Origin of the sequence: Microbacterium sp. ISL-59 (genome assembly GCF_018613945.1) — a bacterium.
In the GTDB taxonomy this organism is placed as follows: Bacteria; Actinomycetota; Actinomycetes; order Actinomycetales; family Microbacteriaceae; genus Microbacterium; species Microbacterium oxydans_B.
Genome location: NZ_JAGGPG010000002.1, coordinates 1,462,233 through 1,484,171, shown reverse-complemented (window position 1 = coordinate 1,484,171; position 21,939 = coordinate 1,462,233). Strand labels below are relative to the sequence as shown.

22 protein-coding genes are annotated in these 21,939 nt (G+C 69.9%); 9 read left to right on the top strand and 13 right to left on the bottom strand.

The window, feature by feature from the left end; genetic code table 11:
• Nucleotides 1-74: 74 nt before the first annotated feature.
• Nucleotides 75-1,070 carry a DMT family transporter gene (locus J7E45_RS11210; RefSeq protein WP_251053621.1) on the top strand — a complete coding sequence of 332 codons (996 nt, stop codon included), beginning with the start codon at nt 75-77 and terminating at the stop codon, nt 1,068-1,070.
• 47 nt (nt 1,071-1,117) lie between these two features.
• Here J7E45_RS11210 and J7E45_RS11205 read toward each other — a convergent pair whose 3' ends face one another.
• Nucleotides 1,118-2,137, bottom strand: a complete 1,020-nt coding sequence (locus J7E45_RS11205) for a zinc-dependent alcohol dehydrogenase family protein (RefSeq protein ID WP_215069196.1) — start codon at nt 2,135-2,137, stop codon at nt 1,118-1,120.
• A 128-nt stretch (nt 2,138-2,265) separates the two neighbouring features.
• Here J7E45_RS11205 and ribA point away from each other — a divergent pair, with 128 nt between their 5' ends.
• Nucleotides 2,266-2,925, top strand: coding sequence for a GTP cyclohydrolase II (gene ribA / locus J7E45_RS11200; protein WP_215069193.1), 660 nt, complete (start codon nt 2,266-2,268; stop codon nt 2,923-2,925).
• On the top strand, nt 2,925-3,398 hold the full coding sequence (locus J7E45_RS11195) for a MarR family winged helix-turn-helix transcriptional regulator (RefSeq protein ID WP_215069191.1): 474 nt from the start codon (nt 2,925-2,927) through the stop codon (nt 3,396-3,398). Before ribA ends, J7E45_RS11195 begins: the two co-directional genes overlap by 1 nt.
• Before the next feature lie 5 nt (nt 3,399-3,403).
• Here J7E45_RS11195 and J7E45_RS11190 read toward each other — a convergent pair whose 3' ends face one another.
• Together J7E45_RS11190 and J7E45_RS11185 are read right to left on the bottom strand one after the other, a co-directional pair.
• The gene (locus tag J7E45_RS11190; RefSeq protein ID WP_215069189.1) at nt 3,404-4,159 is read right to left on the bottom strand and encodes an SDR family oxidoreductase; all 756 of its coding nucleotides are present in this window, start codon (nt 4,157-4,159) and stop codon (nt 3,404-3,406) included.
• Nucleotides 4,156-5,028 (bottom strand): aldo/keto reductase, encoded by an 873-nt coding sequence (locus J7E45_RS11185; RefSeq protein WP_285228996.1) that lies wholly within the window; start codon nt 5,026-5,028, stop codon nt 4,156-4,158. The genes J7E45_RS11190 and J7E45_RS11185 overlap by 4 nt, the downstream gene beginning before the upstream one ends.
• Nucleotides 5,029-5,146: 118 nt before the next feature.
• On the opposite strand from J7E45_RS11185, the gene J7E45_RS11180 reads away from it, so the two are divergent.
• Nucleotides 5,147-6,088, top strand: a complete 942-nt coding sequence (locus J7E45_RS11180) for a helix-turn-helix transcriptional regulator (RefSeq protein WP_251053619.1) — start codon at nt 5,147-5,149, stop codon at nt 6,086-6,088.
• A gap of 64 nt (nt 6,089-6,152) precedes the next feature.
• Nucleotides 6,153-6,506 (top strand): helix-turn-helix domain-containing protein, encoded by a 354-nt coding sequence (locus J7E45_RS11175; protein WP_029264353.1) that lies wholly within the window; start codon nt 6,153-6,155, stop codon nt 6,504-6,506.
• 1 nt (nt 6,507) lies between these two features.
• Here the strand turns inward: J7E45_RS11175 and J7E45_RS11170 are convergent, their stop codons facing one another.
• The 4 genes from J7E45_RS11170 to J7E45_RS11155 all read right to left on the bottom strand — a co-directional run bounded on the left by J7E45_RS11170 (nt 6,508) and on the right by J7E45_RS11155 (nt 9,955).
• Nucleotides 6,508-7,101, bottom strand: coding sequence for a ClpP family protease (locus J7E45_RS11170; RefSeq protein ID WP_105711724.1), 594 nt, complete (start codon nt 7,099-7,101; stop codon nt 6,508-6,510).
• The gene (locus J7E45_RS11165; protein ID WP_205828690.1) at nt 7,098-7,715 is read right to left on the bottom strand and encodes a ClpP family protease; all 618 of its coding nucleotides are present in this window, start codon (nt 7,713-7,715) and stop codon (nt 7,098-7,100) included. Before J7E45_RS11165 ends, J7E45_RS11170 begins: the two co-directional genes overlap by 4 nt.
• A gap of 87 nt (nt 7,716-7,802) precedes the next feature.
• The gene (locus tag J7E45_RS11160) at nt 7,803-8,309 is read right to left on the bottom strand and encodes a hypothetical protein (protein ID WP_251053617.1); all 507 of its coding nucleotides are present in this window, start codon (nt 8,307-8,309) and stop codon (nt 7,803-7,805) included.
• Nucleotides 8,310-8,527: 218 nt separating this feature from the next.
• Nucleotides 8,528-9,955, bottom strand: a complete 1,428-nt coding sequence (locus J7E45_RS11155) for a hypothetical protein (protein ID WP_215069185.1) — start codon at nt 9,953-9,955, stop codon at nt 8,528-8,530.
• 215 nt (nt 9,956-10,170) lie between these two features.
• Here J7E45_RS11155 and J7E45_RS11150 point away from each other — a divergent pair, with 215 nt between their 5' ends.
• A complete protein-coding gene (locus J7E45_RS11150) occupies nt 10,171-10,638 on the top strand; it encodes an acyl-CoA thioesterase (protein WP_091030723.1) in 468 nt (155 codons plus the stop codon).
• Here J7E45_RS11150 and J7E45_RS11145 read toward each other — a convergent pair.
• Nucleotides 10,572-11,813: a PLP-dependent transferase gene (locus J7E45_RS11145; protein ID WP_251053615.1), complete on the bottom strand. Its 1,242-nt coding sequence runs from the start codon at nt 11,811-11,813 to the stop codon at nt 10,572-10,574. The genes J7E45_RS11150 and J7E45_RS11145 overlap by 67 nt on opposite strands.
• A 112-nt stretch (nt 11,814-11,925) precedes the next feature.
• Here J7E45_RS11145 and J7E45_RS11140 point away from each other — a divergent pair, with 112 nt between their 5' ends.
• Nucleotides 11,926-12,393, top strand: a complete 468-nt coding sequence (locus tag J7E45_RS11140; RefSeq protein WP_215069183.1) for an Lrp/AsnC family transcriptional regulator — start codon at nt 11,926-11,928, stop codon at nt 12,391-12,393.
• Nucleotides 12,394-12,457: 64 nt separating this feature from the next.
• Entirely contained in the window at nt 12,458-14,167 is a 1,710-nt protein-coding gene (locus J7E45_RS11135; protein ID WP_215069181.1) for an AMP-binding protein, read from the top strand.
• Nucleotides 14,168-14,171: 4 nt separating this feature from the next.
• Here J7E45_RS11135 and J7E45_RS11130 read toward each other — a convergent pair whose 3' ends face one another.
• Nucleotides 14,172-14,588, bottom strand: a complete 417-nt coding sequence (locus tag J7E45_RS11130) for a hypothetical protein (RefSeq protein ID WP_140403304.1) — start codon at nt 14,586-14,588, stop codon at nt 14,172-14,174.
• 137 nt (nt 14,589-14,725) lie between these two features.
• Nucleotides 14,726-16,198: an MATE family efflux transporter gene (locus J7E45_RS11125; RefSeq protein WP_215069178.1), complete on the bottom strand. Its 1,473-nt coding sequence runs from the start codon at nt 16,196-16,198 to the stop codon at nt 14,726-14,728.
• Nucleotides 16,199-16,352: 154 nt separating this feature from the next.
• Here J7E45_RS11125 and cycA point away from each other — a divergent pair, with 154 nt between their 5' ends.
• Nucleotides 16,353-17,825, top strand: a complete 1,473-nt coding sequence (cycA, locus tag J7E45_RS11120) for a D-serine/D-alanine/glycine transporter (protein ID WP_215069175.1) — start codon at nt 16,353-16,355, stop codon at nt 17,823-17,825.
• 10 nt (nt 17,826-17,835) lie between these two features.
• Here the strand turns inward: cycA and J7E45_RS11115 are convergent, their stop codons facing one another.
• From J7E45_RS11115 to J7E45_RS11105, 3 genes are read right to left on the bottom strand one after another with little or no spacing between them, the layout of a single operon-like run.
• Complete coding sequence (locus J7E45_RS11115; RefSeq protein WP_215069173.1) at nt 17,836-18,459, bottom strand: response regulator transcription factor; 624 nt, start codon at nt 18,457-18,459, stop codon at nt 17,836-17,838.
• Nucleotides 18,456-19,763, bottom strand: a complete 1,308-nt coding sequence (locus tag J7E45_RS11110; RefSeq protein WP_215069171.1) for a histidine kinase — start codon at nt 19,761-19,763, stop codon at nt 18,456-18,458. The genes J7E45_RS11115 and J7E45_RS11110 overlap by 4 nt, the downstream gene beginning before the upstream one ends.
• Nucleotides 19,729-21,861, bottom strand: coding sequence for an MMPL family transporter (locus J7E45_RS11105; protein ID WP_215069169.1), 2,133 nt, complete (start codon nt 21,859-21,861; stop codon nt 19,729-19,731). Before J7E45_RS11105 ends, J7E45_RS11110 begins: the two co-directional genes overlap by 35 nt.
• Nucleotides 21,862-21,939 lie beyond the last annotated feature (78 nt).

Below are 21,939 nucleotides of genomic sequence, written 5' to 3'. Positions count from 1 at the left end.
GGTTCGGGGCCGTCTTCTCCCGTCCCGATCCGCGCGACTAAGCTCGATCCGGCAACGTCGAGAAAGGGGCAGCGATGCCCTCTCGTCTTCGGTGGATGCGCCTGCGCCCGCAGGAAGCCGCGCTCATCGCGATCACCGCGGTGTGGGGCGGCACGTTCCTGCTCGTGCACTGGGCGATGGAGCACTCGGGTCCCTGGTTCTTCGTCGGCATCCGGTTCCTCATCGCGGGGCTGATCAGCGTCGTGATCTTCCGCCGTGTGCTGCGCGGCATCCGCTGGCGCGACATCGGCGCGGGCGTCGCGGTCGGCGTCATGATCTACCTCGGCTACGGGCTGCAGACGCTCGGGCTGCAGACGATCGACAGCAGCACCTCTGCCTTCATCACCGCGATGTACGTGCCGCTGGTTCCGTTCGCGCAGTGGGCCGTGTTCCGAAAGCGACCGCCGGCGATGGCGTTCGTGGGTGCGGGACTGGCGTTCGTGGGACTGCTGCTCATCGCCGGGCCCGACGCCTTCGCGCTCACCCTCGGCGCGGGCGAGATCGCGACCATGATCAGCACCCTGCCCATCGCGGCCGAGATCATCCTGATCAGCCTGTTCGCCGGGAAGATCGACCTGGGCCGCATCACCGTCATCCAGCTGCTGACCGCCGGGGTGCTGGGGCTGCTCACGATGCCGGTGGTGGGCGAGGGCGTGCCGGAGTTCTCGTGGATCTGGGTCGGCTGCGCGGTGGGGCTGGGTGCGGCGAGCTGCCTGATCCAGCTGACCATGAACTGGGCGCAGAAGTCGGTCTCTCCCACCCGCGCGACCATCATCTACGCCGGAGAGCCGGTGTGGGCAGGCATCATCGGGCGCATCGCCGGCGAGCGACTGCCCGCGACCGCGCTCATCGGCGGAGCGCTCGTCGTGCTCGGGATCCTCGCCAGCGAGCTGAAGCTCGTGCGGCGGCGGCGGCAGGGGCAGCGGCGGCAGGGGCAGGTGACCGAAGAGGCCGCACAACAGCCGCCGCGTCGGGAGGAGAACCACGCCCCGGGCGGAGAACCTCCGGTAGATCCTCCGCCCGACAGGTAGATCTCCGCCCGAGGCAGGGCGTCAGCGGGTCGAGGTCAGCCCGGTCGTCAGACCGTGAGCAGCACCTTGGTGGCGCGACGCTCGTCCATGGCGCGATAGCCCTCGGCGGCGTCCTCGAGCGGGAGGGTGAGGTCGAACACCTTGCCGGGGTCGATCTTGCGGTCCCAGATGAGCTGGATCAGCTCGGGCAGGAAGCGCCGGACCGGAGCGGGGCCACCGTGCAGGTGCACGCCGGAGAAGAACAGCTCCTCGCCGGGCAGTGCCACGTCGTGCGAGACACCGACGTAGCCGACATGCCCGCCGGGACGGGTCGAACGGATCGCCTGCATCATCGACTCCTGAGTGCCGACCGCCTCGATCACCGAGTGCGCGCCGAGCCCGTTCGTGAGCTCCTTGATGCGCGCCACACCCTCGTCTCCGCGTTCTTCGACGATGTCGGTGGCTCCGAACTCGCGCGCCAGCGCCTGCCGGTCGGCGTGCCGGCTCATCGCGATGATGCGCTCGGCCCCGAGTTCGCGGGCGGCGAGGATGCCCAGCAGTCCCACCGCTCCGTCACCGACGACGGCGACGGTCTTGCCGGGTCCGGCCTCGGCGGCGACCGCCGCGAACCAGCCCGTGCCGAGGACGTCGGATGCCGCGAGCAGGGAGGGGATCAGGTCGGCGTCGGGCTGCCCCGGCGTGACGACGAGCGTGCCGTCCGCGTGCGGGATGAGCGAGTACTCGGCCTGCGTGCCGTACTTCCCCATCGGGACCACGTGCACGCAGCGGGACTGGTAGCCCGCCTGGCAGATCTCGCAGGTGTTGTCCGAGGCCATGAACGACCCGACCACGAAGTCGCCGACCTTCAGGGTCTGCACCTCGTCGCCGATCTCCTCGACGACGCCGACGTACTCGTGCCCCATCGGGGTGTGATCGACGTTGTCGTCGCCGCGGTACGGCCACAGGTCGGACCCGCAGATGCAGGTCGCGGCGAGCCGGATGACGGCATCCGTCGCCCGGGTGATCGTCGGCTTCTCGCGCTCCTCGACCCGGACGTCGCCGGGGGCGTACATGACTACTCCACGCATTCTTACTGCTCCTTCTATCGTGTGAATCCAGTCAACGCCGATTCCGTCACAGGTGGGAGGCTCTCTCATGGCACCCCTCGGATCGCTGCGGACGGGAATAGTTCGACGGGCCGCGCGTTGCACCCGGCATGATTGAAACTTCAACCGTCGCTCCGGTCGCCACGGAGCGCACCCGCGTCCGCGTGCCACTGCGCTTCGGCGACGGCTTCTCCACCACCGCCGACGTGGTCACCTTCGACGGCCTGATCGACGGCCGCGAACACCTGCTGCTCGGCCTCGGCGACTGGCGCGCGGCACTCGAGCGCGCGGCCGAGGGAGGAGCTGCTCCCCTCGTGCGCCCGCACAGCGAGTGCCTGACCGGTGACGTCTTCGGCTCGGAGCGCTGCGACTGCGGCCCCCAGCTGCGCGAGGCCGTGGAGCGCATCGCCGACGAGGGCGGATTCCTGCTGTATCTGCGCCAGGAGGGTCGCGGCATCGGCCTGTACGCCAAGCTCGACGCCTACGCGCTGCAGGATGCCGGACTCGACACGTATGAGGCGAACGTCGCCCTGGGCCACGGCGAAGACGAGCGCGACTACACCGTCGCCGCGCAGATGCTGAACGCGGTCGGCGTCGACGGCATCCGCCTGCTGAGCAACAACCCCGACAAGGCCGTGCAGCTCGAGGCCCTCGGCATCCGCGTCACCGAGCGCGTGCCCACCGAGGTGCACCTGTCGGAGGCGAACACCCGCTACCTGCAGGCCAAGCGGGACCACACCGCCCACACGCTCGACCTGTCGGCCGCCTGATGACTGCGCAGGTGTTGAGCGACCGCCGCCTCGACGACGCCGAGATGCAGACGTGGCTGCCCACCATCCGCTTCGTGCAGCTTCTGCCACAGGTGCTGGACCGCGCGCTGAAGGCCGAGACGGGCCTCAAGCACGCGCACTATGCGATCCTCGTCACGCTCGCGGGCCAGGACGACCGAGCGGTGCCGATGACCGAGCTCGCCCAGATCGCCGGCCTCAGCCGCTCGCGCCTCAGCCATGCGATCGACTCCCTCGAGGAGCGCGGCTGGGTGACCCGCACCTCGTGCAGCAGCGACAAGCGCACCCTGACGGCGGCACTCACGGATGCCGGTCGCGAACTGCTCCGAGGAGCGGCCCCCGTGCACGTGGCGCAGATCCGCGAGCTGGTCTTCGATCCGCTGACCGACGACGAGCGGGAGCAGCTCGGCACGATCCTCACCAAGCTGCTCCCGGGCGTCACTGCGGCACTCTAGGGCGATCAGCCCCTGCGGGGCGCGATGCGGTCGAGGTCATCTCGTACCGCGGCCGGCTCCTCGGAGACCGGCATGTTCTCGGCATCCTTCGCGCCGTCGAGGCCGGTATCCGGCGCCAGGGCAGCGAAGAGAGGCTCGAGATCGGTCTGAGCGGGCCCCCGTTCAGCGACGAGTTCGAACGTCTTGCCGTTCGCTGCGTCGGAGGTGAGGGCGGCGAGCAGCACCTCGGCCAGCTGTTCGCGCGAGATCACTCCGTCAGCGGGGCTGCCGGAGGTGCGAGTGTCGCCCTGCAGCAAGTGCAGCTCGTGCTGGTTGTCGTCGTTGTAGTCGAACCAGCTGGGGCGCACGATCGTGTACCCGTGGCCGCTCGCGCGGACGATCCGCTCGGCCCGACGCTTCCAGTCGTGGGCGCGATTGCTGCGGTTGTAGGAGCCTTCGCGGTAAGTGACCCCGATGGCTGTCATCAGTGCGATCCGTAGAGGCCGATCACCCACGGCCTCGAGCACATTGCGCACTCCGCCGTAGTCGACATCGCGGTAGCCCGCCTCAGCGCCGTGCGTGCCATGGGTGAAGATCACCGCGTCGATGTCGCGGACGGCGTCGGCGAGGCTCGCCGGGTCGGTCAGGTCTCCGCGAACCGTGTGCGCTCCGCCCTGACGGCTGAGGATGCGGATGCTGTGGCCGGCCGCCGTCGCGACGCGCGCGACGTGGCGTCCGATGCTGCCGGTGCCGCCGACGAGCAGGATGTTCAGATCTGTCATGCTTCGGGGATCTCCCGACCGAAGGCCTCGAGGGTGACCGCTTCGGGCTCGGGGCCGCGGCGCACTCCGGTGTCGAGCGCATCGATCGCGCCGAGCTGATCGGCCGTCAGCTCGAAGTCGAACACGTCGAAGTTCTCGGCGATACGTGCCGGACGCACCGACTTCGGCAGGGCCGAGCGACCCTGCTGCAGGTGCCAGCGGAGCATCACCTGGGCGGGCGACTTGCCATGCGCGGCGGCGATCGCCTGGAGTGTCGCGTCGTCGAAGACCGAGGCGCCGTTGGGGCGGTACGCCGTTATCCCGCCGATCGGCGACCACGCCTGGGTGACGGTGCCCGCCGCGGCATCTGCCTGCTGCACCTCGCGCTGCTGGAAGTAGGGGTGCACCTCGATCTGGTTGATCGCCGGGACGATGCTCGTCTCGGCTGCCAGCCTCTCGAGGTGGTCGACCATGAAGTTGCTGACGCCGATGGCGTGCACCCGGCCGTCGGCGAGCAGGGTCTCGAGTGCCTTGTAGGCACCGAGCGTGAGGTCGAAGCGGGTGGGCAGCGCCTGGTGCAGGATTAGCAGGTCTAGCTGGTCCACGCCGAGCTTGCCGGTCGACTTCTCGAAGGCGTGCAGCGTCTCGCCGTAGCCGAAGTCGCTGATCCAGACCTTGGTCTCGATGAAGATCTCGTCGCGAGCGATGCCGGTACGTCGGATCGCCTCGCCGACCTCGCGCTCGTTGCCGTAGGCGGCGGCGGTGTCGATCAGGCGGTAGCCCGTCTCGAGGGCTGTGCTGACGGCATCGACGGTCTCGTCCGGGGCGGCCTGGAACACTCCGAAGCCGAGGGCGGGCATCTCGATGCCGTTGTTGAGAGTGAGATTCATGGTCATGCCTCCAGTGTGCGCCGCCGTCGAGATCGGAGGGAGGGCCTGGCATGCCCCCTCTCTTCCCGGTACCGCCAGTACCTCCCTCCTCCGACACGGAAGGCGTACCGTCGAAGTCATGGACACCCGCAGCGAGGTGCGCGAGTTCCTCTCGACGAGGCGCGCACGCATCACCCCCGACCAGGCAGGTCTGCCCGCATTCGGTGGCAACCGTCGCGTGCCCGGCCTGCGCCGCGAAGAGGTCTCGCTGCTGGCAGGCGTCAGCGTCGACTACTACACGCGGCTCGAACGCGGCGACCTGTCCGGGGCCTCCGACAGCGTGCTCGATGCCCTCGCCAGGGCACTGCAGTTGGACGAGGCCGAGACGGCGCACCTGTTCGACCTCGCTCGCGCAGCGAACGCCTCACCGGTCGTCCGGACGCCGCGGAAGAAACCGGGCGAGCTGCGACCCAGCATCCTCCGTCTTCTCGATGCGATGACCGAAGCCCCGGCGGTCGTGCGCAACAACTACTTCGACTACCTGGCCGCGAACGCGCTGGGCCGCGCACTCTATGCGCCGGTGTTCGCGCAGCCGCAGCCGAACAGTGCGCGTTTCGCCTTCCTCGACCCGGCGGCGCAGGACTTCTATCCGGAGTGGGATCGCAACACCCGGGAGCTCGTCGCAGCGATGCGAGGCGAGGCGGGGCGCAACCCGTTCGACCGGAAGCTGACCGACCTCGTCGGCGAGCTCTCCACGAGAAGCGAGCGGTTCCGCACGCTGTGGGCCGCGCATGATGTGCGTTTCCACCGGACGGGCGTGAAGCGCATCGCGCATCCCGTCGTCGGCGAGATCGAGTTGACGTACGAGGCGTTCGCGCTGCCGGCAGACCCCGGGCTGCACCTGTCGACCTACACGGCCGAGCCGGGGACGGCATCGGCCGACAAGCTGCGGATGCTCGCCAGCTGGGCGGCGACCGAGGCGGCAGCATCCGAGGCACCGGCACCCGAAGCGGTGGCCTCCGGAACCGCGCACGACGTCGACACGGCACCCGAACGCGCCACCGGCCGCGCCGACGCCTGAGCGCACGGTTCTGCTCTGAGCAGAACCGCTCGAACCCGCCGAACACCGCGGTTTATCGTGAGGCATGGCCGACCTGATCTCGTTCCCGCGCACCCCTCGCCCCGACCGCCCGAAGTCGAGCGGGCCCGAGCCGCTGTGGCGTCAGATGCTGGGCGACCAGCTGCGCCGCCGCCGTCACGACCGCGAGGAGACCCTCACCGAGACCGCGGAGAAGGCGGGCGTCTCGCCCCAGTACCTCTCCGAGGTCGAGCGGGGGCTGAAGGAGCCGTCGAGCGAGATGATCGCCGCCATCGCCGGTGCCCTCGACACGAGTCTGATCGACCTCACGAGCGCCGTGGCCGATGACCTGCGCTCGGCCGCGGTGCCGGCATCCGCTGCCGTCTCGGTGTCGCGCGGCGCGTTCGCCCTGGCCGCCTGACTCACACCCCCCGCGGGCCGAGCACCGTGTCGATCAGTCCGTAGTCCAGGGCCGCGGATGCCGTGAACACCCGATCGCGGTCGGTGTCGGCGCGGAGCTCCGCGACCGTGCGCCCGCTGTGCCTGGCGAGGATCTCCTCCATGTCGGACCGCACCCGCACGACCTCGTCGGCCGCGAGGATCAGATCGGGGATCGCGCCGCGCGACTGGCCGGCCGGCTGATGCAGCACGATCCGGGCATGCGCGAGCGCGGCGCGCTGACCTGATGCACCCGCCGCGACGAGCAGCGCGGCGGGACCGATCGCCTGACCGACGCACGTCGTCGCGATGGCCGGACGGATGTGCTGCATGGTGTCGTAGATCGCCAGCGCCGCTCCGGGGTCACCGCCCTCGCTGTTGATGTAGAACTGGATGCCGCTCTCCGGACTGTCGGCGTCGAGGTGCAGCAGCTGCGCGATGAGGGCGTTCGCGACACCCGCGTCGATGCCGGTCCCGAGATAGATGACACGCTCGGCGAGCAGGTGGGAGTAGACGTCCATGATGCGCTCGCCCCGCGGATGCTGCGCGATGACGTTGGGGATCGAGTACGTGCTCATGCGTTCACCCCCAGCCCGACGCGCGCGCGTTGTCGCGGCATCACCTCGGCGATCGAGGCCACGATCCCGTCGATGAAGCCGTAGTCCTGCGCCTGGGTCGCGGTGTACCAGCGGTCGTGCAGCGAGTCCTCGAAGATGCGCTCGAGGGGCTGGCCCGTGTCGGCGGAGATGAGGCCCAGCACGGTGTCGCGCGTGTGCCGCAGGTCGTCGGCCTGCGTCTCGATCTCACCCGCGGAGCCGCCGATGCCCGCCGATCCCTGATGCATGAGGATGCGCGCGTGCGGCAGGGCCCGCCGCTTGCCGGGAGTGCCCGCGGAGAGCAGGAACTGGCCCGCACTGCAGGCCAGCCCGAGGGCGAGAGTGGCCACGTCGTTGGGGATGAGCCGCATGATGTCGCGGATCGCGAGCATCGACGGCACCGAGCCCCCGGGCGAGTGGATCCAGAGGGCGATGTCGGCGGCGGGGTCCTCGGCCGACAGCGCGAGCAGCTGCGTCATCAGCAGCGTGCCGTTGTCGTCGTCGAGCGCGCCGTCGAGCACGAGCACCCGCTCGTGGAACAGCGCGCGCCGAGCCTCAGGGCCGAACTGCGGGATGGAGGGGTTGTCTTCGCTCATGCCCCCAGCATCCGTCGCCGCCGCACGCGTGCGGTCGGATTCTGCCCTGAGCCGCTCTGCCCTGAGCAGATGCGTCCTGACGCCGTCTCAGCGCAAGCCGTCTTCGCAGTTGCTGCCCGCGCGCGCTTCCCACCACAGCGCGTACTCGTCCCCCTCCCCCGCATCGATCAGCCACGGGGGAAACCTGACGTACTTCTCCTTCGCGAGGCTCCAGGATGCGTCCGCCCGTGTCGACTCGGGGTCGTCTGCGGGCAGCTCATCCTCGGTCGTCCAGTGCTCGGCGGGATGGCTCTTCGCCCATTCGTAGATGTCCTGGCCGGTCCGCGACCAGTCGCGGGAGTTCATGCTCTCGGCGATGTCGGCGGGCATCGGCAGCCGGTCCGGAGTGCTGTAGTCGTACGTGCAGGAGTATTTCTGCCCGTCATCGGCGACGTAGCTCAGCGAGATCGTCACGTTCGTCGCGAAACCGGGCTTCGAATCCAGGATCGCCAGCGCGACGATGACGAGGGCGACGAGGGCACCCGCCACGATCCCGATGACCCACCATGCGCGGCGACGCGGCCGAGTCGATCCTGCGGGCGCGTGACCAGCCACGAACAGATCCTTCCCCGATTGCGGACGGGCGAGGGGCCTCTTCCCGGGACACAACCGCATCGCATCCTCGTCGGGAAACTCCCCCGCATTCCATCGTGCCCGTTCCGGATGCGACGCGCCAATCGCGGTGGATCGCAGCCCGTGCGGGTGCGCCCTGAGCGGATGCCGGCGGGGCGGCACCCGCTCAGGGCAGGGGGATGGGTGGGGTGGGGTGGGGGTCAGGCGGCCAGCGCCAGGGATCGACGGTGGCTGACGCGGTGGCCGACCCAGAAGCCGATCGCGACGAGTCCGGCCAACGCGATGCCGAGGATCCAGGGCAGGATCGACGGCGCGGCTCCGGCCGTCGCGGTGGCGAGCGTCCCGGATCCTTCCGCGATCAGGCCGTTGCCCTCGGCGAGGTCGGCGGCTCCGGCTTCGAGCTTGTCGCCACCCGCGGCGAGGTCTCCCGACCCCTGCGCCACGGCATCGGCTCCGACGGCCAGCTTTCCGATGCCCGCGTCGAGATCACCGGCTCCGGACTGCAGCGTGCCGATACCGGTGGCCAGCGTGGTCGCGCCGTCGTTCAGCCGGGTCGCACCGGCGCTGAGGTTCGAGGTTCCGGCGTACAGCGAGGAGGCTCCGGAAGAGAGCGTCTGCAGTCCCGAGGCCAGCTTGGCGGCACCCGCCGAGAGCTGTGCGGTGCCGGACTTCAGGGTCTGCGCCCCGGCGGCGAGGGCGGGGGCCGCCTGGGGGGCGACGAGGGCGACGGTCCCGGGCCACCCCTGCGTGGGGTCACCGTTCACGATCGCCCCGACACCGGCCGTGACGCGCGTCGCACCGTCTGCGGCGCCGACGAGTCCCTGTGCGAGCGCCGGGGCCGCCGCCGTCGGTGCGGCCATCGCATCGACTTCCTTGTCGACGCCCGCGGCGAGCGCGGCGAGCGCCTGCAGCTTCGGGTTGGTCGGGTCGGCGGCGAGCAGACCGGCCAGGCCGTCGGCGAGCTGCTGCGAATGCCCGGGCGCGGTGGCTGCGAGGCCCTGGAGGGCAGTCTTCGTGTCGGGGCGGGCGAGGGTGCGCACCGAGGGGGTCACGCCGGCGGTCAACGTGTCACTCAGGGTGGTCGCACCGGCGAGCACGGCGTTCGTGTATCGATGCGCACCGTCGACCCCAGCCGCGAGCTTCGCTGCTCCCGTCGCGACGGTCTGCGCTCCGGCATCCGCCTTCGCCATCTTCGACGCGAGCTCCTGGGCTCCGGCGAACGCGGTCTGCGCTCCCCCGCTGACCCTGCCCGCGCCGTCCACGGCCGAGGCCGCGCCTGTGGCGAGACTTCCGGCGCCCTCCGCGAGAGTCGTCGCGCCGGTCGCCGCCTTCGTGGCCCCGTCGCTCACCTTCTGCGAGCCGTCCTGCGCGCTGGCCGCGCCGGACGCGAGGTCGTCGCTGCCTTCCGCGAGCTGATCGGCGCCGTCCGAGAGGTCGGCGGCACCCGCCGCGAGCTCGGACGAACCGCTCTTCGCCGACGTGGTCCCGTCGGCGAGTTCGGAGGCGCCGGCGGCGATCTTGTTCGTCACCACGAAGAACAGGATCACCATCGTGGCCAACAGCAGGCTGAGCACGATCACGGCGATGCGCATGCCGTTGCCGTGCGCGTGGGGTTTCGTACTCGTCATCGAGGACTCCCGGGGGTCAGTGGCGTCGTTGCCACGGGCGACTGTATGGGCGCGCCGGTACGCGACCCACGGATTTGCCGTTCGAAACCAAGTCTCAGAGTCGCTGGGACTCAGTTTCTTGTCGTGAGTCCACAAACGTGGCCCGGTAGCCCTTGTCGCTGTCTGGAAAACCAGCCGTAACATCGCGGACTCACTGCCCGCCTACTCTCATGCCCATGGCGAAGCAGAAGACACCCGCGTGGTCGGAAGACGGACTCAACTTCCGCACCCGCAAGTGGGTGCGCCCCGAAGATCTCAACGCGAACGGCTCGCTGTTCGGCGGCAGCCTGCTGAAGTGGATCGACGAGGAGGCGGCGATCTACGCGATCGTGCAGCTCGGCAACTACCGCGCCGTCACCAAGCACATCTCGGAGATCAACTTCGAGGCGTCGGCGGTCCAGGGCGACCTGATCGAGATCGGCCTGCAGGCCACGCATTTCGGCACGACCTCACTGACGATGCGCGCGGTCGCCCGCAACATGATCACGCGCAGGCGCATCCTCACGATCGAGAAGATCGTGTTCGTCAGCCTCGACGAAGACGGCGTGCCGACCCCGCACGGCTACCGCGAGATCACCTACGACCGCGACCGGATGCCGACCGAGCGCATCGCGACTGGGACGATCAGACTTCCCTCGCTCTGAGCGGCGACCGCCGCGAACGCCTGAGCGAGATCGGCGATCAGGTCGTCGACGTCTTCGAGGCCGATCGAGAGACGCAGCACATCGGCTGCGGGACGCGCCTCGGGAGGCACCGGGCGGTGGGTGAGGGCGGCGGGATGCTGGATCAGCGAGTCCACCCCGCCGAGCGAGACCGCGTGCGTGAACAGGGTGGTCGCCGTCGTGACGGCGGATGCCGCGGCGAACCCGCCCCGCATCCGCATCGCGATCATCGCGCCCGTCCCTCGCATCTGTCGCTCGAGGATGCCGCGCGGGTCTCCGTCGAGCCCCGGATAGAAGACCTCGGCGACGTCGGGACGGTCGATCAGCCACTGCACCACCCGCCGCGCGCTCTCCTGCTGGTGCCGCACCCGCACCGGCAGGGTGGTGAGACCGCGGTGCAGCAGGTACGCCCCGAGCGGATGCAGGAGCCCCCCGGTCACCGCCCGCACGCGGCGCAGCGCCTCCGCGGTCTCTTCGCTGCAGGCGACGACGCCGGCGATGACATCGCCGTGGCCGCCGAGGTATTTGGTCGCGCTGTGCAGTGACATCGCGGCGCCCAGGTCGATCGGGTTCTGCAGGATCGGGGTCGCGAACGTGTTGTCGACCACGACCGGCACGGAGCCCGCCTGGCGCACGACATCGGCGATGTCGGCGATGTCGAGTGTGGGGTTCGCGGGCGTCTCCACGACCACGAGTCCGGTGTCGGCCCGCATGGACGCGGCCACCTCGTCGGGGTGACAGTACGTCGTCTCGACGCCGAGCAGCCCGGAACCGAGCAGGTGGTCGGTGCCACCGTAGAGCGGACGCACCGCGACGACGTGGCGTGCGCCGGTCGCCCCCGTGTGCGCGAGGATCACGGCCGTCATCGCCGCCATGCCCGAGGCGAAGGCCACCGCAGCCTCGGCATGCTCGAGCTCGGCGAGCGCCTCTTCGAAGCGGGCGACCGTCGGGTTCCACAGTCGCGCGTAGACCATGCTGCCGTCGGCGGGCGGGCGGCCTCCGGTGGCCATCGCCTCGTAGGAGTCGCCACCGCGCTCGATGTCGGGCAGCGGATTCGTCGTCGACAGGTCGATCGGCAGCGCGTGGACCCCGAGACCCTCGAGATCGGAACGCCCGCTGTGGACGGCGACGGTGTCGGGATGCAGCGGTGCAGTCATGCCTCCACGTTGCCGGAATCACAGGATCCGCGCAGGAACCCGACAGAACATGCAATCGTTTCGGCATTGAACGCTATTCTGTGCAGCATCCGACATCGGAAAGGCGCGCACATTGGCGAAAGCACAACTCGACGAGATCGATCTCGAGCTGCTGGCGATCCTCACCCGTGACGCCGAGACGACCAACAAGGCCCTGGCGCATCGGCTCGGCCTCGCCGAATCGACCTGCGCGCACCGCGTGCGGGCGCTGCGTGAGCGGGGCGTGATCCGCGACACCCGCATCCGCATCGACGGCACAGCCCTCGGATTCCCGCTGCAGGCGATCATCAAGGTGCGCCTCGCGAACCACACCGGCGCCAAGGTGACGGCGCTGTTCGACGCACTCGCGAGCGTCCCGCGGGTGCTGCAGGTCTTCCATGTGGCAGGGGTCGACGACTTCCTCGTACACGTGGCGGTGGAGGACGCGACGGCCCTCCGCGACATCGTGCTGGAGCACATCACGGTGCACCCGGTCGTGCGCGGCACCGAGACCCAACTCGTCTTCGAACTGCGCGACGGTCCGGGCGTCCTGTCGCGGTGACCCCGGGATCCGGATGACCTGCGCGAAGATGGAATGCACGTCCGCACCGGAGCAAGGGAGCACCATGAGCCGCAGCGCCACCGCCGCCACGCACACCATTCGCGAGATGCGGGACTTCCTCTTCGCGAACGCCACCGACTACGCCGCAGCCCGCGCGGGGTTCGCCTGGCCAGAGGTCGACGAGTTCAACTTCGCGCTCGAGTGGTTCGACGTGATCGCCGGCGAGAACCCCGACCGGCCGGCGGTGCAGATCGTCGAGGCCGACCTGAGCCTGCGCACGTGGACCTACGGCGAGCTCTCGACGCGCTCCGATCAGGTCGCGGCCTGGCTCACCGGTCTCGGCATCCGCCGCGGCGACCACGTGATCGTGATGCTGAACAACACGATCGAGCTGTGGGAGGTGATGCTGGCGATCACGAAGATCGGCGCCGTGTCGATCCCGACCTCGACCCTGCTCTCCGCCTCCGATCTCGCATACCGCGTCGAACACGGTCGTGCCGGCGCGGTCATCACCCTCGGCCCGCTCGCCGACCGGCTCGCGGACATCGACCCCGGCATCCTTCGCATCGGCGTGGGCGACGGCGTCCCTTCCGAGTGGGCGCGCTTCGCCGACTCGACCGCCGCACCGATCGCCTTCGAGCCCGACGGCCCGACCCCCGCGACCGACACCGCCTTGCTCTACTTCACCTCGGGCACCACGAACCGGCCGAAGCTCGTGCAGCACACCCACGTCTCGTACCCGGTCGGGCACCTGTCGACCATGTGGTGGCTCGGCGTGCGGCCCGACGACGTGCACCTCAACATCTCGTCCCCCGGCTGGGCGAAGCATGCGTGGTCGAGCTTCTACTCCCCCTTCCTGGCCGAGGCGACCGTGTTCGTCTACAACTACGACCGCTTCGACGCGAACGCCCTCATGCAGGTCATGGACACCCACCACGTGTCCACCTTCTGCGCACCGCCGACGGTGTGGCGGATGCTGATCCAGGCAGACCTCGCGCGTCTCACCCACCCGCCGCGCGAGCTGGTCGGCGCGGGCGAGCCGCTGAACCCGGAGGTCATCGACCGCGTGCGCGACGCCTGGGGCGGCACGATCCGCGACGGCTTCGGACAGACCGAGATGACGGCCTGCATCGGCAACTCCCCCGGCCAGACCGTCAAGGTCGGCTCGATGGGACGCCCGCTCCCCGGCTACCCGGTCGTGCTGCTCGATCCGGTCACCGGAGAGATCGTCGAGGGCGAGGGTGAGATCGCGCTCGATCTGTCGCAGCCGCCGCTCGGACTCATGGCCGGGTACTACGACGACCCCGAGAAGACGGCCGAGTCACGGGTGGGCGGGTTCCATCACACCGGCGACATCGCGGTGCGCGACGACGACGGCTACCTGACCTACATCGGTCGCTCAGACGACGTGTTCAAGGCCTCCGACTACAAGATCTCGCCCTTCGAACTCGAGTCCGTGCTGCTCGAGCACGACCTGGTGATCGAGGCGGCCGTGATCCCGAGCCCCGATCCGACGCGGCTGGCCGTGCCGAAGGCGTACGTCTGCCTGACCTCGGATGCCACCGGCGGCGCGGAAGACGCCGCCCGTGCGATCTTCACCTACGCGCACGCACGCCTGTCGTCGCACCTGTGGGTGCGGATCATCGAGTTCGTCCCCGAGCTGCCGAAGACGATCTCCGGAAAGATCCGTCGCGTCGAGCTGCGCGCTCGAGAGGCGGCGCGGGTCGAGTCCGGCGACGAGACCGGACAGCACCGCGACCGCGATTACCGCTGAGCGCTCAGGACACGACCGGGATCGACGCCGTCGCGGCGGACTTCGTCGCGAGCGTCGGCTTCGACACCGCGGCGGGCTTGACCGTAGACGCGGCGCGCGGCAGTGCATCAGCCGCCGCCTCGTCGGTCCGCCCGACTCCGGCCGCATTCACGATGGCCCGCACGACACCGCCGATGACGAGCATCGCCACGAGCGAGGAGCACGCAAGTATCAGCGGCAACCACTGCTGTGCGAACGACGCGGTGAAGCTCATCAGCGCGCCCACGATCCACACGCCCACCGCACCCCCGGTCAGACCACCGGAACCGCGGATGACCGCGACCGCAGCGACGATCGCACAGGCACCGGCGATGGCCGCACCCACGTAACCGATCGGCACCATCACTTCGGCCAAATCGTTGGCCACTCTCATTGTCGTCATGACGACCCCCCGGTCCAGCGGAAACTCCGCTACCTCGACACTAGAAGTGTGTCGCGGAAAGGCCATCCGTCTCAAGTCCCATCTGCATCATCCTGCAGACGGAGATCTGCCGACGCGGAACACGGAGCGGCGCGGGGTCAGCGGCGGCTCGGCCACCGCAGACGACGGGGGCGGACGACGCGCAACGGCTGGGTGACGACGGCATCCACGACCATCGAGCCGTCGGTCGGTCCGACGATCGCGATCGCCGAGGTCTCTGTGGCCTCGGCCGGCGCGACGGGAAGCCGTCCGAGCTCGCGGTGTGCGCGCACGTATGCCGGGACCAGCAGCACGATCGCGCCGACCCAGGCGAGCGGGTTGCTCAGCGCGACGCCGTCGAACCCGATCCACGCGCCCAGCACGATGGCCGCGCCCACGCGCATCACGAGCTCGATCACCCCGGTCACGGTCGGCACGAGGGTATGGCCGAGTCCCTGCAGCGCGCCGCGCAGCACGAACAGCATGCCGAGCGCCCAGTAGCCGCAGCCGTTGATGATGAGCATCCGGTGGGCCATGTCGACCACGTCGTCCGACCCCGCACCGATGAACAGCCGCACCATCGGGGCGCCGAGCGCGATCAGCAGGCCACCGAGCACCACACCGGCGGCGACCGCCATCCAGGTCGCCTCGACGACTCCGCGCCGGATGCGGTCGGGGCGGCGGCCACCGTGATTCTGCGCGGCGTACATCGAGACCGCGAGGCCCAGCGACGACAGCAGCGCGACCGCGAGGCTATCGACGCGGGACCCGGTCGTGTAGGCGGCGACCGCGTCGGCCCCGAGGGTGTTCAGCGCCACCTGCACCGTGAGCGTGCCGATCGCGATGATCGACGCCTGGAAGCCCATGGGCAGGCCGAGGCGCAGGTGCTCGGCGATGTCGCCTGCGGTGATCCGCCAGTCGGCATGACGCAGGTGCAGCATCGGCAGGCGTCGGCGGACGAACTCGAGGCACAGCGCCACCGAGACGGCCTGTGCGACCACGGTCGCGAGCGCGGCGCCGCCGACACCCCACTCGAGGGGACCGACCATGAGCACGACGAGCCCGACGTTCAGCACGCACGAGACGGTGAGGAACACCAGCGGCGTCTTGGAGTCGCCGATCGCGCGGATGATCGCGGACAGGTAGTTGAAGAACATCGTCGCGCCGGCACCGAGGAAGCTGATCTGCGTGAAGATCGTGGCCTCGGCCATCAGCTCGGGCGGCGTCTGCAACAGCGCGAGGATCGGGCCCGCGAGGAGTGGTGCGGCGACCGTCAGGATCACGCTCGTGATGGCGCTGAGGAGCACTCCCGTGGCCACCGAACGGCGCACGGCCGCATCGTCGCGCGCCCCGAAGGCCTGCGCGATGGGGATCGCGAATCCACTCGTCAGACCCCAGGCGAAACCGAGCAGCAGAAACAGCAGGCTGCCGGTGGCGCCCACCGCCGCGAGGGAGGTGACGCCGAGGTGCCGTCCGACGACGATCGCGTCGGCGAACTGGTACAGCTGCTGCACCACGTTGCCGAGGAGCAGCGGGATGGAGAAGGCGAGGATGACGCGCCACGGGCGGCCCGTGGTGAGAGAGGTGGCCATGAAGGAGCGGCTCGCAGAACTGGGGGATGGATCGGGGCTCGGCAAGCCTATCGAATCGATTCGGCGGAGCGGTATCCCCGATCTCGATTCTGTCGGTCGGGCAGGTGGAAGGTACCGTCGGAGCCGAACTGTCGACGGAGACCGGAGGACGAGAGTGACGAAGCAGCACCCGGGGGGAACCGGAAGCACGCACGATGCCGATGCCGGGGAGGAGCAGCACCTGCGGCGAGCGCTGAGCAACCGCCACATCCAGCTGCTCGCGATCGGTGGAGCGATCGGAACCGGCCTGTTCATGGGCAGCGGCAAGACGATCTCGGTGGCAGGACCCTCGGTGATCTTCGTCTACATGATCATCGGCTTCATGCTGTTCTTCGTCATGCGGGCGATGGGCGAACTGCTGCTGTCGAACCTCAAGTACAAGTCGTTCAGCGACTTCGCGAGCGATCTGCTCGGGCCGTGGGCGGGATTCTTCACCGGGTGGACCTACTGGTTCTGCTGGGTGGTCACCGGCGTCGCCGATGTGATCGCGATCGCCGGCTACACGGATGCACTCATCCCCGGCATCCCGCTGTGGATCCCGGGCGTCCTCGTGATCGTGATCCTGCTCGCCCTCAACCTGCCGACCGTCGCCGCATTCGGGGAGATGGAGTTCTGGTTCGCGCTCATCAAGATCGTGGCGATCGTGGCGCTCATCGTCACCGGTCTGGTCATGATCTTCACGGGCTTCCAGCACGATGCGGGGACTGCGAGCTTCTCGAACCTGTGGGAGCACGGCGGCATGTTCCCGCACGGATTCATGGGCTTCGTCGCCGGATTCCAGATCGCGGTGTTCGCGTTCGTCGGCATCGAGCTCGTCGGCACCGCGGCCGCCGAGACCAAGGACCCGAAGCGCAATCTGCCGAAGGCGATCAACGCGATCCCGATCCGCATCCTGCTCTTCTACGTGGGCGCACTCATCGTGCTGATGGCGGTGACCCCGTGGACCGAGTACGTCGCCGGCGAGAGTCCGTTCATCGCGATGTTCGCCCTCGCCGGACTCGGCATCGCGGCGACGGTCGTGAACCTGGTCGTGCTGACCTCGGCGATGTCGAGCGCCAACTCCGGCATCTACTCGACCTCGCGCATGGTGTTCGGCCTCGCGCAGGACGGGGATGCCCCGCGGATCTTCGGCCGACTCTCGCGTCGCCGTGTGCCGCAGAACGCCCTGTTCCTGTCGTGCATCCTGCTGCTGTCCGGCGTCGTGCTGCTGTACGCGGGCAAGGACATCGGCACGGCCTTCGACATGGTGACCACGGTCTCGGCGCTGTGCTTCATGTTCGTGTGGACGATCTTCCTGTGCAGCTACCTCGTGTACCGACGCACCCGCAAGGACAAGGTCGCCGCATCCACGTTCCGGATGCCGGGCGGGGTGTTCATGGTCTACGTGGTGCTCGCGTTCTTCGTGTTCGTCCTGTGGGCGCTGACGACGCAGCCCGACACGCTGACCGCGCTGCTGGTCACCCCGATCTGGTTCGTGCTGCTGTTCGTGGCGTGGCTGTTCGTGCGGAAGTCGCCGAACCACCTGGCCCGGCACGCGGCGCACATCGCGCACCTGCGCGACGACTCGGTCGAGGCGGACACGGACTGAGCTCCGGTGGTCAGAGGAGCCCGGTGTCGCGGGCGATCGCGATGGCACGGGCACGACTGACGGCGCCGAGCTTCTCGAACACGTGCACCAGGTGCGTCTTCACGGTGGCCTCGGTGACGAACAGGGTCTTCGCGATCTCGCGGTTCGATGCGCCCGTGTCGAGCAGCCGGAGCACGTCGAGCTCGCGATCGGTCAGGCGCACCCGCGGCGCACGCATGACCTGCACGACGCGCGCGCTGAGTTCGGGGGTGAGCACGAGCCCGCCGGACGCGGCCTGGCGGATCGCCCGCACGATGTCGTCCGGTGCGACATCCTTGAGCAGGTAACCGGCCGCTCCCGCCTCGATCGCCCCGAGGATCTCGGCGTCGCGGTCGAACGTCGTCAGGATGAGCACGGCCGGTGCCGGATGCTGCGCGCGCAGCGCGGCGGTCGTCTGCACGCCGTCCATGCCCTCGCCGAGCCGCAGATCGCAGAGCACGACGTCGGGATGTAGGTGCCGCGCGAGCACCACGGCCTCTTCGCCCGACGCCGCCTCGCCGATCACCTCGACGTCGTCGCGGCGGTCGAACAGCGAGCGCACCCCGGCCCGGACGATGGGGTGATCGTCGACGAGCAGCACGCGAACCGGAGTCATCCCTCGCCTCCGGTCCGTCGCCCCTGCGCCATGCCGCCGAGCGGGACGTGCGCCGAGAGCGCGGTGCCGTCGCCCGGGGCGCTCTCGACGTCGAGTCCGCCGCCGAGTTCCCGCAGCCGTGCCCGCATCGAGCGCAGCCCGTAGCCGCCGCCCTGGCCGCCGACGCCACCCTGCGCATCCCACCGCGTCGCGTCGAATCCCTTCCCGTCATCGACGATGTCCAGCCGCACGGCATCACCGGCATCGGCCAGGGTCACCACCACGCGCGACGCGGATGCGTGGGAGCGGACGTTCGCGAGAGCCGACTGCGCCGTCCGCAGCAGGGCGACCTCGGCATCGAGCCCCAGCGAAGGCAGATCGTCGTCGGCGTGCAGGGTCGCCTCGATCCCGGTCTCGTCGATCAGGCGCTCCAGCATCCGGGCGAGCGCGTCGCCGAGGGCCGTGGATTCGAGTTCGGCCGGCATCAGCGCGTTCACGATGCGTCGCGCATCGGCCAGCCCCTCGACGGAGAGCGCGTCGATCTGCTCGAGCGCTCGGTCACTCTGCGCGGGATCGCCGGACTCCAGCGCCGAGCGCGCCAGCATCCCGATCGACGACACGCTCTGCGCGATCGTGTCGTGGATGTCGCGCGACACCCGGGTGCGCTCCTCACTCGCCCCCGACTCGCGCTGGGTGCGGGCGAGCTCGTCCTGAAGCGCCGACATCTCCTCCTGGGTCGCGACGAGCGAGGCGATCAGCCGACGGCGCTCCCTCCCGTCGCGGACGAGCTCCAGATAGCCGCGAGACATTCCCAGCGCGAAGACACCGCCGACGAGGGGCCCGATCACGTTCGCGTAGCTCGTGGCGCCGGTGTGCAGCAGCGGGGCGGTCACCACGACGGCGAGGATCGCCACGCTGAGCAGCAGCGCCCACCGCAGACGCATCACGAATCCGGCCAGCAGCCACAGCGGGAAGGCGAGCCACACGAACTCCGGCGAGACGACGACGGCTCCGAGCCAGATGAGAGTCAGCCCGAGCAGCCACCAGGTCGCCAGACGACGATCCGAGGTGCGCTCGCTGAGCAGCAACCCGCCGCCGTACCAGCCGAGGAACACGAGCGAGAGGGCGAGGACCCAGGGCAGCGGGACCCCATCGACCGCGGCACGCCAGGCGCCGATCACGAGCAGCACGACCGTGATCAGGGCCTGCCCGATCCGGATCGAACCGACCAGGCTTGCCCAGGTGCGCGGTGCGCGGAAGCCGGCCGCCCGCTCGTCACGGGCGGTGCGCTCAGCCCGCGTCGGGAGAGGTGGCGACTGCGGCATCCTCGTATTCTCCCCCGTGCGGTCGATCTGCACCTCGATCGGCGCGGGATCCGTCGCGCCCCACACTCCCCGGCCACCACATCCGATCGCCGACGATGGCGAAGAGCGCGGGCACGATCAGGGTCCGCACGACGAAGGTGTCGACGAGCACACCGATCCCGACGATGAGCCCGATCTGACCGAGCGTGACCAACGGAAGCAGTCCGAGCGCGGCGAACACGGCGGCGAGCACGACGCCGGCGCTGGTGATCACGCCACCTGTCGCGGTGAGCGCCACCACCATCCCCTGCCGGGTACCGACGGTGCGTGCCTCGACCCGCGCGCGGTGGACCAGGAAGATCGTGTAATCGATGCCGAGCGCCACCAGGAACAGGAACGACAGCAGCGGCACCTGCAGGTCGAGCGCGTCCCATCCGAACAGCATCCGGCTCAGCCAGGTGCCCGCGCCGATCGCCGCGACGGCGCTGAGGATGTTCACGGCGAGCAGCAGCACGGGCGCCACCAGGGAGCGCAGCAGTAGGAGGAGCACGAGCAGACTGACCGCGAGCACGAGCGGGACGATGAGCTGCAGGTCGCGCCGGTTGCCGTCGCGGGCGTCGAGATCGGCGGCGACCGGTCCGCCCACCACGGCATCGGCATCCGGTGTCGCCGCCGCCGCGCCCCGCACTTCCCGGACGAGATCGAGGCTCTCGGTCGTGCCGGGCGCCGGCTCTCCGACGACGAGCAATCGGGTGAGCGTGCCGTCGGCGCTCTCCCCCGTCGCGGACACCCGGAGCACACCGGGCACGTCTTCGACCGCGGCAGTGAGCGCCTCGACCTCGGCCGTGTCGCCGATCACGATCATCGGCTGCGCCTCGCCGGCGGGGAAGTGCTCGCCGAGCGCGGTGAGCCCTGCCGCCGACTCCGACTCGACCCGGAACTTCTCGACCTGCGTGAGACCGACGGATGCTCCGGCCAGCCCACCCGCGAACACGCCGAGAAGCGCGAGACCGCCGACAAGCAGCACCCACGGACGGCGGGAGACCCGCGTCGCCACCGCTCCCCAGGCGCGCCCGGTCACGGCGCCGTCGCCGACGCGCGGCGCGAAGGGCCAGAAGATCCGTCGACCGCACACGGCGAGAGCCGGCGGAAGCACCAGCAGCACCGCGGCGAGCGCGATGAGGAGGCCGATGGCCGAGGCGATGCCGAGCCCGCGGGTGCCGGGGATCACGGCGAACGCGAGCGTGGAAAGGGCGAGGACCACGGTCACGTTCGAGGCGACGATGGCGGGCACGGTCGCGCGCCAGGCGGCGACCAGTGCGCGCCGGTGGTCGGTGTCGCGCGCGAGCTCTTCGCGGTACCGGGAGATGAGCAGGAGAGCGTAGTTCGTCCCGGCCCCGAACACGAGCACACTCACGATCCCGGAATCGAACTGCAGGCCGAGCCCCGCCCCGATAGCCGCCGTCGCCTTGTTGGCCAGCTGGTCGGCGAGGGCGACCACCACGAGCGGGATCATCCAGAGCACGGGCGAGCGGTAGGTGACGATGAGCAGCAGCGCGACGATACCGAGCGTCACCATCAGCAGCGTGAAGTCAGCACCATCGAACGCGGAGGCGACGTCCACGCCGAACGCGGGGCCACCCGTGACCTGCACGCTCACCCCGTCGATCGGGTGCTCGGCCACGCTGTCGCGGATGCCGTGCACGGCATCCGCGGCGGCATCGTCTTCGGCCTCGTCCAGGGTCAGCGTCGCCTGGATCACCGCTGCCTGCCCGTCGTCGCTGACGATCGGACCCCGCGGTGCGACCCCCGTCTGCGCCTCGACATCGGTGGCGAGGGATCCGAGTGCAGCGAGGTCTGCATCGCCGAGGCGTCCGCCGTCATCGCGAGCCGCGACCAGCAGCACCGCGTGCTCGTCCGCGTCGGGGAACTGCTCGGCGAGCGCCGCCGCCCGAGCCGATTCGGAGTCCGGCGGAGCCACGTCGTTGCCCGAGGGGAGCGATGCGCGACCGAGCGCGCCGAGGAGCGCCGTGAAAGCCACGACCGCGATCAGCAGGGAGATCCACCCGCCGCGTCGAGAGGTGAGCCACAGCGGAAGGGAGCGGAGGGTGCGGAGCATGGGTCCAGTCCAGCCGCGACGGCGCCGAGGAGGATCGGGCGGGAGGGTGAGACGCGTCTCCATCGTTCGATGGATGCT

Bases quoted from the DNA above. Each gene is read 5' to 3' on its own strand.
- J7E45_RS11205 (WP_215069196.1), bottom strand. From the start codon at position 2,137: ATGCGTGGAGTAGTCATGTACGCCCCCGGCGACGTCCGGGTCGAGGAG.
- ribA (WP_215069193.1), top strand. From the start codon at position 2,266: ATGATTGAAACTTCAACCGTCGCTCCGGTCGCCACGGAGCGCACCCGC.
- J7E45_RS11175 (WP_029264353.1), top strand. From the start codon at position 6,153: ATGGCCGACCTGATCTCGTTCCCGCGCACCCCTCGCCCCGACCGCCCG.
- J7E45_RS11170 (WP_105711724.1), bottom strand. From the start codon at position 7,101: ATGAGCACGTACTCGATCCCCAACGTCATCGCGCAGCATCCGCGGGGC.
- J7E45_RS11115 (WP_215069173.1), bottom strand. From the start codon at position 18,459: ATGACTCCGGTTCGCGTGCTGCTCGTCGACGATCACCCCATCGTCCGG.
- J7E45_RS11180 (WP_251053619.1), top strand. From the start codon at position 5,147: ATGGACACCCGCAGCGAGGTGCGCGAGTTCCTCTCGACGAGGCGCGCA.
- J7E45_RS11130 (WP_140403304.1), bottom strand. From the start codon at position 14,588: ATGACGACAATGAGAGTGGCCAACGATTTGGCCGAAGTGATGGTGCCG.
- J7E45_RS11165 (WP_205828690.1), bottom strand. From the start codon at position 7,715: ATGAGCGAAGACAACCCCTCCATCCCGCAGTTCGGCCCTGAGGCTCGG.
- J7E45_RS11105 (WP_215069169.1), bottom strand. From the start codon at position 21,861: ATGCTCCGCACCCTCCGCTCCCTTCCGCTGTGGCTCACCTCTCGACGC.
- J7E45_RS11150 (WP_091030723.1), top strand. From the start codon at position 10,171: ATGGCGAAGCAGAAGACACCCGCGTGGTCGGAAGACGGACTCAACTTC.
- J7E45_RS11190 (WP_215069189.1), bottom strand. From the start codon at position 4,159: ATGACAGATCTGAACATCCTGCTCGTCGGCGGCACCGGCAGCATCGGA.
- J7E45_RS11135 (WP_215069181.1), top strand. From the start codon at position 12,458: ATGAGCCGCAGCGCCACCGCCGCCACGCACACCATTCGCGAGATGCGG.
- J7E45_RS11185 (WP_285228996.1), bottom strand. From the start codon at position 5,028: ATGAATCTCACTCTCAACAACGGCATCGAGATGCCCGCCCTCGGCTTC.
- J7E45_RS11110 (WP_215069171.1), bottom strand. From the start codon at position 19,763: ATGCCGCAGTCGCCACCTCTCCCGACGCGGGCTGAGCGCACCGCCCGT.
- J7E45_RS11145 (WP_251053615.1), bottom strand. From the start codon at position 11,813: ATGACTGCACCGCTGCATCCCGACACCGTCGCCGTCCACAGCGGGCGT.
- J7E45_RS11155 (WP_215069185.1), bottom strand. From the start codon at position 9,955: ATGACGAGTACGAAACCCCACGCGCACGGCAACGGCATGCGCATCGCC.
- J7E45_RS11195 (WP_215069191.1), top strand. From the start codon at position 2,925: ATGACTGCGCAGGTGTTGAGCGACCGCCGCCTCGACGACGCCGAGATG.
- J7E45_RS11125 (WP_215069178.1), bottom strand. From the start codon at position 16,198: ATGGCCACCTCTCTCACCACGGGCCGCCCGTGGCGCGTCATCCTCGCC.
- J7E45_RS11210 (WP_251053621.1), top strand. From the start codon at position 75: ATGCCCTCTCGTCTTCGGTGGATGCGCCTGCGCCCGCAGGAAGCCGCG.